The 13,854-nt window shown below is 40.0% G+C and carries 11 protein-coding genes; 5 read left to right on the forward strand and 6 right to left on the reverse strand.

Annotated features, from left to right (window positions below; all coding sequences use genetic code 11):
• Window positions 1–2: 2 nt before the first annotated feature.
• Together ED557_08460 and ED557_08465 are read left to right on the forward strand one after the other, a co-directional pair.
• A complete protein-coding gene (locus ED557_08460) occupies window positions 3–506 on the forward strand; it encodes a hypothetical protein (GenBank protein RNC83799.1) in 504 nt (167 codons plus the stop codon).
• A gap of 17 nt (window positions 507–523) precedes the next feature.
• The gene (locus tag ED557_08465; protein ID RNC84040.1) at window positions 524–1,453 is read left to right on the forward strand and encodes a hypothetical protein; all 930 of its coding nucleotides are present in this window, start codon (window positions 524–526) and stop codon (window positions 1,451–1,453) included.
• A gap of 43 nt (window positions 1,454–1,496) precedes the next feature.
• Here the strand turns inward: ED557_08465 and ED557_08470 are convergent, their stop codons facing one another.
• Window positions 1,497–3,992: a zinc carboxypeptidase gene (locus ED557_08470; GenBank protein ID RNC84041.1), complete on the reverse strand. Its 2,496-nt coding sequence runs from the start codon at window positions 3,990–3,992 to the stop codon at window positions 1,497–1,499.
• A gap of 153 nt (window positions 3,993–4,145) precedes the next feature.
• Here ED557_08470 and polX point away from each other — a divergent pair, with 153 nt between their 5' ends.
• A complete protein-coding gene (polX, locus tag ED557_08475; GenBank protein RNC84042.1) occupies window positions 4,146–5,903 on the forward strand; it encodes a DNA polymerase/3'-5' exonuclease PolX in 1,758 nt (585 codons plus the stop codon).
• 177 nt (window positions 5,904–6,080) lie between these two features.
• Here the strand turns inward: polX and ED557_08480 are convergent, their stop codons facing one another.
• From ED557_08480 to ED557_08500, 5 genes are all read right to left on the reverse strand, one after another.
• Window positions 6,081–8,033, reverse strand: coding sequence for a T9SS C-terminal target domain-containing protein (locus ED557_08480; protein ID RNC83800.1), 1,953 nt, complete (start codon window positions 8,031–8,033; stop codon window positions 6,081–6,083).
• Window positions 8,034–8,155: 122 nt separating this feature from the next.
• Window positions 8,156–9,232 carry an AI-2E family transporter gene (locus ED557_08485; protein RNC83801.1) on the reverse strand — a complete coding sequence of 359 codons (1,077 nt, stop codon included), beginning with the start codon at window positions 9,230–9,232 and terminating at the stop codon, window positions 8,156–8,158.
• 33 nt (window positions 9,233–9,265) lie between these two features.
• Complete coding sequence (locus ED557_08490; GenBank protein ID RNC83802.1) at window positions 9,266–10,834, reverse strand: hypothetical protein; 1,569 nt, start codon at window positions 10,832–10,834, stop codon at window positions 9,266–9,268.
• 73 nt (window positions 10,835–10,907) lie between these two features.
• The gene (locus ED557_08495) at window positions 10,908–11,684 is read right to left on the reverse strand and encodes a hypothetical protein (protein ID RNC83803.1); all 777 of its coding nucleotides are present in this window, start codon (window positions 11,682–11,684) and stop codon (window positions 10,908–10,910) included.
• Complete coding sequence (locus ED557_08500) at window positions 11,662–12,639, reverse strand: peptidylprolyl isomerase (protein RNC83804.1); 978 nt, start codon at window positions 12,637–12,639, stop codon at window positions 11,662–11,664. Before ED557_08500 ends, ED557_08495 begins: the two co-directional genes overlap by 23 nt.
• Between ED557_08500 and mce the strand changes: the two genes are divergently transcribed.
• Window positions 12,625–13,023, forward strand: coding sequence for a methylmalonyl-CoA epimerase (gene mce, locus ED557_08505; GenBank protein RNC84043.1), 399 nt, complete (start codon window positions 12,625–12,627; stop codon window positions 13,021–13,023). The two genes, ED557_08500 and mce, sit on opposite strands and share 15 nt — an antisense overlap.
• Entirely contained in the window at window positions 13,020–13,823 is an 804-nt protein-coding gene (locus tag ED557_08510) for a LytTR family transcriptional regulator (GenBank protein RNC83805.1), read from the forward strand. The genes mce and ED557_08510 overlap by 4 nt, the downstream gene beginning before the upstream one ends.
• Window positions 13,824–13,854: the final 31 nt, after the last annotated feature.

Here is a 13,854-nt window from a genome sequence, read left to right on the forward strand (position 1 = left end):
ATTTGTCTAACAAAGTAAAACTCTTTCCTTCTAAAAAACTCAAAGTAGAGTTATATAACGACCATAAATCAGTGCTTGCTGACTTAAAAGAATACACTGATAAATCATATTCCCTCGTATCGGATTGGACTGATAAAGAATTCAGGGGAATTGTTAATGAAAGTACTTTTAAAGTAATTTCATCAGAAATAGGCTATGGAGCCATGTGTGTTTTCGAGGGAAAATTTGACGGTGATCACGGAATAATTGAGATTCAATTACACAAAGCTTTTAAAGGCCTTCTATTAGCAATGCCTCTTTCTATTTGTATCCCTTTTATAATTGGCATATTAACAAATGAAATGACTGCTGCATCCTTATGGAACCTTTTATTTATTATGCCTCTCTTTTTTATTTTTGTTCGATTAATTTTCGCAGAGATAGGTTTTAGAATTGTCTCAAGAATTGGATTGAAAAAACTTTTGACCATCTTGCAAATAACTCATTTAGAAGAAGTCCAATTATGAACAGATATAATATCGGCATGTTTACTTTTCTATTACTTTCCTGCCAACAGCTTCCTGAACCTGCCTATCTTGCCATACCCGAAAGCAGTTCTGTTCAGACTGTTTCTTTATTAGGGGATTCGCTTAGAGCTGCTGTACTTGGTGATAGTATCAAAACAGTATTTACTAAAAACCTTGATGAAGCAGAGCGGGATTACAATGCTGATGACACAAGTATTGAGAATATCATTTGGTATGGAAGAAGACTTGCCTACTTAGGAGAGTACCAACAAGCTGTGGAGGTATTTTCCAAAGGAATTGAATTACATCCTGTAGAACCTCAACTACTTCGTCATCGCGCTCACCGATATATTACATTGCGCGCTTTTGATCACGCAATCCAGGATTTTGAAGAAGCAGGAGAGCTTATTAAAGGAACCGAAGACATTGTAGAGCCTGACGGCCTTCCAAATGCTCTAAACATGCCTCGAAGCTCTTTACATACTAATATCTGGTACCACCTTGGTTTAGCTTATTATCTGGAGAGTGACTTTGAAAACGCTCAAAAAGCTTATGAAAAATGTATCATGGCCAGCACCAATGATGATATGCTGGTAGCAGCTGTGTACTGGTATTATATGTCGCTTAAAAGAAGCGGGAAGGACGAACTTGCCGGACAAATCATTGAGCCGATTCATTCGGATATGGACATCATTGAAAATGACAGCTATTTAAAGCTTCTTCTTGTATTCAAATCTGAATTCGAACCCGATCTTCTTCTGGACGGAAGCTCCGATGCGTTAAGTAATGCTACTATTGGTTACGGTATTGGCAACTGGCATTATATGAACGGACGAAGCGCCCGAGCTTATGAAATCTGGAACCAGGTAGTTAAAGGCAATAGCTGGGCTTCCTTTGGGTTTATAGCCAGCGAGGTGGAATTATCCAATGACTCAATTAAGAATTAACAATGGCTCCATTGTTCATTGAGCCATTGTTAATTGATCATTGCTAATTCCCAACAAAAAATACCGCATTCCCAATTAGTAGTTTTCCATTGTGCCAGAAGCCTCTGAAAAATGGATCATCTACCATATACACTACTGCACCAGCTCCCATATTTTGAACTCCAAAAGAAAGGGATTCTCCCATAAGTTCCTGTGCCCTATGGCCAACAAAGCCGCTCCTTGGAGCTCCATCTTTAGCAACCCCCACATTCCATCCATTTTCCAGGTACTCGTAAGAAGTAGAACCCAACTTTAACGACATATAGGTCTCGTCATATCCAAAGGCGAGTGGATGTGTATTGTCCATGCTAAGTTCATATACAGCTCCTACACTAAGATTTGGAATAAATGAGCGATCCGAATCTGAGTATTTTCTAAGCCTGTCTTCCATACTTTCTTCTCCATTATCGGAAGACTTGCGGGTTAAATTGAATCCTTCTTGTCGAGCCAGGAAACCATTTGCTCCGCCAACTGCAATTAGTGTTCCTCCGCTTCTGATCCAGTCCTGTAAATCACCAATTCCAGATTCTCCAAAAGTACCACCGTAGGAACCTGGCGGAAGGAGCATTACATCATAATCACTCCAATCTATATATCCCACATCATCACGATTGATAAGAGTAACGGGATATTCAATTACCTGATCAAAATAATGCCAAATATGCCCAACATTATTGCTTCCTGTTCCTTCTCCGGCAATTAGCCCAATCCTTGGAGCTTTAACCAGGTTAATGGAAGATGATCCAAAATCCTTTCCGGTAGTTACAAACCCGGTTGAAACGGGTGTCAGGTCACGGTTTAATAAATCAGCCGCGTCTTTCACGATATCATCAAAACCTTTAAGCCTTTCATTTCCGTTTCGTGTGATGACAAGCGTACCTGCAGGATATTGAGTTCCATCCATAGAAAAAGGCACTTCAGAGTACCGGGCCTTTACCCCTTTCTTGAGAATATGAGCTAGAAACTTCACATCGTCTAATGAATTCCATTTAGCTAAATAGGCATATGGTCGATCGACAGATGGAGATAATCTGGGTTCTGTTTCCATTGAAACACCCGTTTCAGCTACTCTACTCGTCAACGCATACCCATCTACACCGAAAGCATAATGTGCCTCCCATGCCGTAATATCGTAAGTAAGTGAATCGGCTAATTCAGGTCTTGGTTCGAATAGTACCCGTACTAAGGTCCCTTGTGGTTGATAGGTGCTAATTACAAAATCGCCTGCTTCGATATTCACTCGCTCTGTCTGCCCATTTGCAAAATTATAGCCACTTACCGTACTCGCTCTTTCTGCAGCCCGAACTGAGATTTTCTGGTCTAACAGGTAGCGCATCATCCTTGCTACGTTATCCGGGTTACTGCTCTTTTTAACAATAAAGGTTTTGTACTCACCTGATCCATTCTCGAGGGTATTACTGAAATAATCTCCAAATTCTTGAACTACTCTCGAAGCATTTTGAGCGGTAATCTCTACTGTAGAAAGTCCGGTTGTACTGTGATGTATTAATCGATCTCTTAGAGTAAGTGTATCTCCCTGGTTAGTAATAATAGCTAACCCTGCACGGCTATGACCAGCTTGCTCATAAGTCATCCCAATAGCGCCATTAAAGGTAGGCCATGTATCTCCATAACTTGGATAGAAGAGGTCAAAAATCTCACGAGTAAAATACAGCCAACCATTCTCATCAAAATATTGGGCATTGTTCTCTCCAATCATAGTTTGGTACTCCCGCTGCCAATCAGTAATGGCCTTGTGAAATGGCTCTGCCGCAGGAGCAAAATAGTAGGGGCTGTTATAGCCTTGTTCATGGTAATCCACATGCACATGAGGCATCCATTTCAAATATGCCTGAGTACGTTGCTGGCTTTCAATTTGGGTTTGCCAGGCCCAATCCCTGTTTAAATCGAAATAATAATGATTAACCCTACCTCCTGGCCAGGGCTCATTGTGTTCGCGGGCTGTTGGATCGGGATCAGCTAATGCTCCAGTAATTGCCTTATTCCAATTTACGTATTTGTCCCGGCCATCCGGGTTTAACATTGGATCAATGATCACTACCACATCATTCAACCAGGAAGAATTATTAGCTATCAATTCATAAATAGTATTCATGGCTGCTTCACTACACGAAGCCTCGTTGCCATGCACGTTATAGCTCAGCCAAACAATAGCTTTAGTATTATCCGTAACCTCACCTGATTCAAACCCAACCAGCTTCAAGTTATTGAGTCGGATTTCTTCAAGGTTCGAATGATTTTGTCTTGAAGTAACTACCACATGAGTCAATTCCCTGCCTTCATAAGTGAATCCATAATCTTCAATGGCTACCATATCAGAATTTTTCGCTACATGATGGAAATAGTTGTACACCTTGTAGTGAGGAGTCCATTGTTCGCCTAGCTCATACCCTAAATACTCGGCAGGTGATTGCAGTTGAGCAAAGGCAACTGTGAATGCAAACAAGCTCATTAAAAAAATGGTAGAAAATCGTTTCATCATGTTGAAAAATCTGATTTATATGGAAACATCAATTGTACTGTATCCTTTGGGAAGGGACAACCATTTTGTTGAAGTTTTTGAAAAAAGAGATTAATGCTTGAGGGCTTTAAGAGAGCTATGTACTTTCAGCTCAAATCTAATGCCAGAATTATGCCCACCAACCAGGATGTAGCCGAACAACTCAGTCTAGTATTTCAGCTTATGCAGCTAGCCGGAGAAAACCGGTTCAAAGCCATCGCCTTTGACAAAGCTTCTCAGACTATAAAAGGTTTAAGCGATGACATCAATGAATACATCGAAAACAAGAACCTTACTGATATTAAAGGCATTGGTAAATCTATCGCTGAGGATATCTATGTGTATGCAGAAACCGGAAGCATGCCGGTTCTTGAAGCTTTCAAGGAGAAAGTACCTCTAGGCCTAATTAAATGGTTGGATATTTCCGGGCTTGGACCAAAGAACATTCTTAAGATTCATCAGGAATTTGGTATTACTGAAATCGAGGAACTAAAAACCTTAATAGAAAGTGGTGAGCTGGCCAAGCTTCCGGGTTTGGGAGGTAAATCAGCAGAAAAGATTTCGAAATCTATTGAGTGGATGGAGAAGTTTGATGAGCGATGCCGACTAGATCAGGCAGCGAGCATTGCCGAATCCATCATGGAAAGTTTGAAGGATTTAGAAGGCGTTCAGCAAATCGAAATAGCGGGGTCATTACGCCGATCCAAAGAAACCATAGGTGATATTGATATTCTTATTGCTGCCGATGAAGCACATATCCCAAATTTATTTGAGGTGTTTACTAATCATGAACGAGTTACCGAAGTTCTTGGAAAGGGAGATACTAAAAGCTCTGTTCGGACTAAAGAAGGTCGCCAAGTGGATCTGCGGATTGTAAAGCCTGAAAACTTTGCTGCTGCCCTTATGTACTTCACTGGAAGTAAGGAACACAATGTGGTGATGCGATCTCGTGCTAGGGAGAGAAAAATGAGTTTAAATGAGTACGGATTGTATGACTTATTTGAAAACGGAGAAACTAATTGGGAGGCTCCGAATCCATTTAAAACAGAAACGGATATTTATAACATGCTTGGACTCAATTGGGTCCCACCGGAGCTAAGAGAAGACCGAGGCGAGTTCGAAATTTTTGAAGAGCAGGACGAACTTTCTCTTGTTACCGATGCAGATATCCGGGGAGTAATCCATGCCCATAGTACCTGGAGTGATGGAAAGTTCTCTATCCGGGAAATGGCAGAAGCCTGTATGGCACGTGGCTACGAATACCTGGGCATGACCGATCACTCCAAAACAGCAGCCTACGCTGGTGGACTTTCTGAAGATGAAGTAAAGCAACAATGGGAAGAAATTGATCAACTGAATGAAGAATTTAAAAGCTCTGGAAAAGATTTCGTCATCTTCAAAGGTATCGAATCAGATATTCTTGCAGATGGCAGCCTGGATTATTCCGATGATATTTTAGGAGGCTTCGATTTCATTATTGCAAGTGTTCATCAAACCCTGGATATGCCTCGGGATAAAATGATGGAGCGTTTCCGCAATGCTATTAAAAACCCTTATACCCGTATGGTTGGTCACCCAACAGGAAGACTATTGCTTAAACGAAATGGAAGCGATATCGACTTGAATGAACTGGTCGCTCTTGCTGCTGAGCATAATACCTCTATTGAAATAAACGCCAACCCTTTGCGCCTTGATTTAGACTGGAGCTTCGGTAACAAAGCCAGAGAAGTAGGCTTGATGACCTCCATCAACCCGGATGCGCACAATATTGATAACATTGATTTGATGAAGTATGGGGTTCGCATCGCCCGAAAAGGAAAATACGAAAAGGAGCGAGTACTGAATACTAAGAGTGCTGATGAAGTGATAAAGTTTTTTAAAGCCAGATAAGCTATTTGATATCAATTCTATATAAGAAATCTCTTCGAACTAAATCTAACCCCTAAAAACCAAGTCATTCTGAGGCTACTGCCGAAGAATCTGACAAGCTATTCGATTAGATCCTTCGCAGGTTTGCTCAGGATGACCGCAAAAAGTAAGTCGGGAGTATCAAAAGGCTATCCTGCCCTACTTCACCAATAGCATCTTCTGGGTTTGTACAAAATCTCCGGCTCTGAGTTCATACAGATAAACGCCTGAAGATAGAGCTGAAGCATCAAAGCGAACTTCGTGGTTACCGATACTTCTAACTTCATCAACCAATACCGAGACTTCTCTGCCAAGCAGATCATATACTTTTAGCGAAGTATGTTGAGTACCAGCAAGTGTAAAGCTGATGGTCGTCGATGGATTAAATGGGTTTGGATAGTTTTGGTTTAAAGCAAACTCCAGCGGAGTATCGCCAGGTTGTTCGTTGGAATTTATAAGTGCTGCATTTATTTGAATATCATCAAACCAGAATTTAGCAGCCCCATGGTTTCCAGTTTCAGCTACAATCTGGAACACATCTATCGCCGACCAATCAAAATCTCCCTGAGGTTCGTGCCATGCTCCATCATCCCAGCTACCCATTTCTGTAATCTCATTTAAACTAATAATTACTTCTTGCCAGGTTCCATCAAAGTTTATCCTGTTTTCATCAATTCTGATATTTGCACGCCAAGGGCGATCACCATCGGTATTGGTGTCCGTATCGATAAAACGTAAATCTACATCTGTTCCCGGAGTATCTCCTATCATTTGGAGATAGAGTGTATATCCTTCTTCTTGTAACCTGGATAAATCTTTATTTGGGCTAAAATCAAAGGTGATCGCGCTGTATTGAGTGGCCCCCGTCCAGGAGATACTAAACTCACCGTCATATACATTTTCTGTGTCATACAGATTGACCAAGCCTCCGGAACCTGAGCTTGATACTCCTTTTGCAGAAAAGTCCCTGTAAATATCGAAGCTCACAGAATCTGGTCTTATTACTAATTCGGTTTGCTCTGGTACGATAAAGCCCAGTGTATCTACCAATGGCACATTAATGTCGTGATCAAAGAGTTCTCCTGTACCCGCTTCAAAAATCCCAAAGCCTCCCTGGTAATCCCAGATGGTCCAACCAATGTTATTCTCTGATAAATACGGACCTACGGTTCCATACCAGTTCACACGAGATTCATTATCACTGTTTGGAATATATACCCCAAACTCACCACAGAATACCGGTACTCCGCGGGTCTCGGCAAAATCAATAGCAATATCTAATAGCTCACGGACATCTTCCGGAGTTCCTTCATTAGCATAGTTATTAAATGCTCCCTGAATCCATGTTCCTGCTAAGGAAGCTGGCAGACTTGGCATACTGGCTGCATCATAGGGAAATGGAACGCCTGATAAAGGCCCCATTGACGGATCTGTCCAGGTAGCCCCTTGATGGGTTAACACAAATGGATCATAAAAATGAAAGGTATAGATCAGGTTAGTATCAGCATACTCAGGCATAAACTCGAGACTTCTAAAACTGTTGTAATCAGCCGGACCAACGATGATCGTGTGCTTGGTATTTACAAGCCTGATGGCATCAATTACGTCTCCTTGGATGTCATTCCAGGTTGAGTTAGCTATTCCATGTGGTTCATTTAGCACTTCGAACATGATGTACTCTGATCGGTCGCCGTAATGTGTAGCCATTTGCGTCCAAACCGGAACAAGTACATCACCGATATTTGGATCGGTTGCATCAAGCGGATCGAAGGTGTGATTGTCAAGAATCAAATACATCTCCAGTTCTTCAGCCCAATCAACCGCCTGGTCCAGAAAAAAATAGAATAGGGAATCAATTTCATAATTCGGTGCTCCGGCAGTCATAGAATGGAGGTTGATAGGAAGGCGAATTACATCGGCACCTAAACTCTTTATGTTTTCAAAGTCTTCTTTAGAGTACTTGGAAAAATCAATTTCCTGAGGAGATCCTGCTTGGAACCAGTTGGTTAGATTCACTCCTTTCGAGAACGGAGTGGGTACAATTTGAGCATTAATGGGGCCAGCTAAAAATAGGATGCTGAGTAGACTGAGTGAAGTGAGAAACGATTTCATGAGAGAATGTTGGTTAGACTATATAATAGTTATTGGTTATTCGTTATTGGAGAGGTGATCCATCAATAACGAATAACCAATAACTAAAATTAGGAACACTGCAATATCATTTGAACAAAGGGTCAATACTCTATTCTATTTCCAAGTAAATACCCATAGGGTTTGAGTTCTTCAATTTCTTCAAAAATCACTCTGAGTATTCCAATCAGTGGTACAAATAGAATCATACCTGAAATGCCCCATACTTCCCCTCCGATGATTAAGGCAAGCATGGCTACAAATGGATTTATAGAGACTTTTGAACCTACGATTCTTGGAGTGATAAAATTTCCTTCCAAAAACTGAACGACTCCGAAGACCGCTATTACAAGAACCGGCTGGAGTAAAGAATCGCCGAGTAGAAACGCAAATAACAAGGGTGGAAGAGCGCCGATTATGATTCCGATATAAGGAATAACGGCCATTAGTGAAGCAAAAACGGCAAAAAATATGGCGTGCTCCATCCCAATGATGAATAAACCTACAGTATTTAGCACCGCAAGAATCCCAATCACAGTAAGCATTCCAACCAGGTAGTTTTGAGTCACATCCTGAACATCAATTAACACCATGTCTATTCTTGAACTACCATCCTTATTTTCAAAGAGCTTTCTGAAAAAAGTCTGATACATCTCCCTATAGTACAGCATAAAAAAGATGAAAATGGGTATAAGCAAAATTAGTGTAAATGCACTTGTAGTAGCCCCAACAAAAGAACTTACAAATTGCCCGCTTCGGTCAACCAGGTTTCTCAAACCCTGACGCAAATAATTGGTACGCTCTTCCTGGGACAAGCCTGCTGTTTCCTCAAGAAATTGTATCCCTTCATCAATGACATTTTTTAACCTCTCCGTTACTTCCGGTACCCGCTCTGAAAACTGGACAAATTGAGCGGAAATAAGAGAGATAATTCCAGCAAATACAACAATGACTAACAGAAGAGTTAGAACGATACTAAAGGCACGGCCTAACTTCCAACTCTCGAGTTTCCTGGTCACCGGACTTAATAGCATAGAAAGAAATGCGGCGAAAGCCAGCGGCATAAGGATAAATTTCCCATAGCTTAGAATTACAAAAAGTAGAGAAAGCCCTGCTAGCGTAACAGAGGCCTTCATCCAAAAGGGATATTCTCGTTTCATTTTAAGAGGGTGGTGGCTCATTGAACTAGGTTTATCTTAACTCAATATACAAGCTTATGAAGCCAGCTTCATAGTCAACTTAAATTGAGTACCACTTTCTTGCGAATTCATTTCAACTTCGCCCTGAAGTTGACGAGCTAAGGTCTTGATGATGGTCATACCAAGAGTTTTATTTCTCTCTCTGTTCTCATTTAACTCAAATCCAACTCCATTATCTCTGACTTTTAACTCCAGTTTATCACCATTTTTTTCTAACCCGACGTTAATAGTACCTTTTTCTCGATTAGTAAATGCATGTTTATATGAATTCACCAGGAGTTCATTTAATAGAAGACCCAGGGGGATTGCTTTACTCATTTCTAAACTATGCCCACTTGTATCGAGAATAATAGAAATATTCTTTCCCATCGGATTGAACGTGGTATTAATGGATTTGCACAACCTATCCAGGTACTCTTGCAAATCTACTTTAGAGAAATTCTCAGTTTGGTAAAGTGTTTCATGGATATAGGCCATAGACTTAACCCTTGACTTGGAATCGCTCAATACATGTTTGACCTTCTCTTCATTCGTGTTCATATACTGCAGGTCTAAAAGCGCCGTAACAACGGCAAGATTATTTTTTACTCTGTGATGAATCTCTTTAAGCAAAACCTCTTTTTCCGAAAGAGATTGAATAAGCTCTTCCTCGATTTTTTTAAGAGAAAAGGTCTTTTCCTCGACTTTGGCTTTCAGTTCTCTGTTCCAGCTTCCAATTAAGAACACAGCACCAAATCCAACACATAGAATTATCCAAATAGATATCCACGTAATCACTTGAAATGATTCTAATGAACCAATAATCAACTCTAATGACTTTGACTCCATGGCCATTACCTCTTCAGCTACGCGCTGCTGGCCGAGGTATTTTCCTGAATAAATGAAAACAGAGATTACTATGGTAACAACAACAATAGTACTGTAAATCCAATTCAATGAAATCTCTCCCCGATCAGGAACTTCATATTGCCTGACTTTAAATTGTTCAATTTTGGGAGAAAAAATGAACAAAAGAGGCCCTACAATAATAATTGACTGTAGGAATGACCCAGCCCACCAACCATTCCAAAGACTTTCCGTTTGCGAAACGGTTAAGTCGTGAGACATACTCCAAATGAATGCTCCTAGTGAACTTGCTGTAGCAGAAATAAAAGAGGTAATGATATAAACTACCACGCTCATTATTCCCCTCAACTTATAGTCGACTGACAAGCTATGATAGACTATAGCATAAATTGATAATCCGAAAACGAAAGAAAGAGCAAATAAAATTGACCAGTAAAAAGGTAAGTGACTAAAAATCCCAATTATAAACATTGATAAAAAAATCGGGATAAAGGCCCATTCAAAACCCACCCAGAACAATAATAATAAACAAATGAGAAGAGGGGGATTTAAAATGAAGAAAGTAAGTAATTGACTCCTGTCGGAGCTTTGACTAATCCAGTCTTCAGGGAGGTTTATGAACGTTACAGCAATTGTACCTGAAATGATTAAAATCCAGGAAATCAATGGTACAATTACCTTGGCACTTAAGGGTTCGTACTTAGAAAGGATGTAATCCAGGTGTAATGGTCTCCACACAATAACTCCTTAACTTCATTGAATTACTTCAAGAAAATTCCCCAGCTAATGGAAATTATCTTAATCCGTAATGTTATTGTTCGTAATCAACCTGACCAAGCACGTTACCTAACGAATCGTATTCTATCCAAGTTCCCGATTCCTTTCCATCCTTATAAGTACCAATGGCTTGTACCTGCCCATTGGGATGCCATCTTTTGACCAATCCATTGATTGATCCATTATTTCCTATCGGAAAGACATACCTGGGAGAACCATCCGCATAATACTGAAGGAAAGCGGTGTCTGTACGCAACGTATAATGCAATAAATTTCCATCGTAGTCAAAAAAATAACTGATACTGTCACTATGCAGACTTTTTATCTTTCCTGTTAGCGTGTTTCTAAACTGAGTTTCTCCCTCTTCCCATGTAATAGCAAGCTTTCCTTCCGAGGTCCAAACGTTTCCATTTCCGGTTTGATAATCTCTATCCATAGCTAGCTGACGGTTTGGATGCCAATACCTTAGACGTTCTATACTTCCGTCTTTAAACACAGCTTCGATATTATATACTCCCCAATGGTATGTTCTTATAAAACCGGAATAAGCTTCTTTAGATTTGCGGTAAACCAGACTAAGTGTAAGATCCTGAATCTCATAAACCGACATCCCATTCTGGTTTTCATGCCGAATAAAGAATTCGGGGGGAATCGGGTTCCCCCTTAAATCTACAAACTGTAATTCAGGGTACCCATCCAGAAAAAAGTGCACCTGCTCCTGTTCTTCAGTACATGACATGCCGAATGCAGATACAAAGAAAATGATTAATAGGAGCTTTTTTTTATGATTAGTTATCGTACGAATATCCATATTCGGAAGTAATCTTTTCTCGGCTCATTTCTTCCACTCTTACGGTCATTACTATATCCTCAAAGGGTCGATCCGCCTGATTGGTATTCTGAACCGCGATAGAATCTACTACCGAAAGACCTCTGATTACCTCTCCATAAACTGTATAATTACCATCAAGAAAAGGTGCACCACCCTCGGTGCTATATACAGCCCTTTGCTCTTCCGTATATATCTTTGGAATGAAGCCCTCTGTTGCTATAGGTTTAACACGAGTCAGTATAGCCTGCACGCTATCAAGCTGACCTGCCATTTGAAATTGCTGTAATGATTGAAGGAGCTCATTGTTTTCAGGTGCCTGTACATACTTTGCCAGCATTTGTTGTATCGCCTGGTTATTCAAGCTTTGAAGCATCTGGTTCAATTCCAAGCTAGATACCGTTCTTCCGTGAACGATATAAAACTGAGACCCACTAGATTTTTTCTCAGGATTTTGTTGATCCCCTAAACGGGCTGCAGCTAATGCCCCCTTTTTATGGTAAAATTTGTTGTTGAACTCGGCATTAATTGTATATCCAGGGCCTCCCTGACCATCATTAAATGGGATATCATCCTTTGAAAATGGATCTCCTCCCTGAATCATAAATTCATTCATTACCCTATGGAAAGTGGTACTATCGTAAAAGCCCTCTTTGGCTAGCTTTAGGAAATTTTCTTTGTGCAACGGAGTCTCTTCATATAGTACTACATGTATATCTCCAAAATTTGTACTGATAATTGCAATTTCATCTGTTGCAATTGCTCTACTAACTTCCTCTTTATCGGTACACGTTAGGCTTAGAATTACAAAAACTAATAGAATGGAAATTCTTTTCATTTGTTTTTTTTGTTTTGAAGTATTTTCATTTGCGTTGATGGTACAAAATAAGAGGCTTTTTGTCCCCAAAAAAAATTTAAAACTATGCACATAGACCATATTGGAATTGCAGTAAAAGACCTTGATGAGGCTATCAGGATTTACGAGAAAATTTTAAATAGCCCCTGCTATAAAAGAGAAACTGTTGAAAGCGAAAAAGTAGAAACTGCTTTTTTTCAAACTGGAGAGTCAAAAGTTGAGTTACTTGGGGCTACATCAGAAGATTCTGTTATTGCAAAGTATATAGAAAAGAAAGGGCAAGGCCTTCATCATGTAGCTTTTGAAGTAGATGATATCCATCTCGAACTTGAGCGGTTATCAAAGGAAGGGTTCATCGTTCTAAACGAAAAACCCAAAGAAGGTGCTGACAATAAATTAGTGGCTTTTCTTCACCCAAAAGGAAACACAGGAGTTCTTGTAGAACTTTGCCAATCTAAAGGATGAGCAGAGTAATTCCACATATAGCAAGTAAGCTCAAAACTATCGGCATAGTTGTTTTTTTGGTGTGGATTGGGGTGTATATCTATATGCTTTCCAACCCGCATTATTCCGTAGTACTCACTCTTTTGATTGCACTATGCTTCGGACTTATCTCAGGAGGGATAGTTCTTTTTTACGAAATACTGCTTTTTATTATTAATCAGCGTACTAAACGATCTGTTAATTCGACCATTGTTACTACCCTCATAATTACTACAATTGCGATAGCAAACTACATTTTCTATCTGGTTCTAAGTAATTCAGAAGCTACTGCTCAGGGGTTTCTCACTTTAACTGTGCTAACTTTGATAATTGCTATCCTGCCAATATTAGGAGCTTATCTTTTTGAAAAGAACCAGGCGCTATCAACACGACTTAATGAAGTTACTCCGATTGTTGACCAGCTGGATGGAGATCTTCCTAAATCAGTTACACGTTGGACAATCAAACTAAATAAGTCAGATTCCCGAAATATCAATATTGAAGCGTTATTGTATGTCGAGTCAAAAAAGAATTATCTGGTTTTCCATTGTGAAAGTAACCATACTTTTCAGTTACGATTTACTCTCAAACAACTGGAAGCCAGTCTTTCAAAATTTGACTATCTCATTCGCTGCCATCGAAGTTTTTTGGTGAATGCAAAAAAAATAAGAGAAGTCAAGCCTTCTGGAAACGGATACACTCTTACATTAGATTCAGGAGACTCGAAAATACCCGTATCAAAAACCTATGCGGATAATCTAAAATCCTGGGCATCAATCTAGCCATTGATCACCTCATCTCGTCCCAGGTTAT

The organism is Balneola sp. (genome assembly GCA_003712055.1).
Taxonomy (GTDB): Bacteria; Bacteroidota; Rhodothermia; order Balneolales; family Balneolaceae; genus RHLJ01.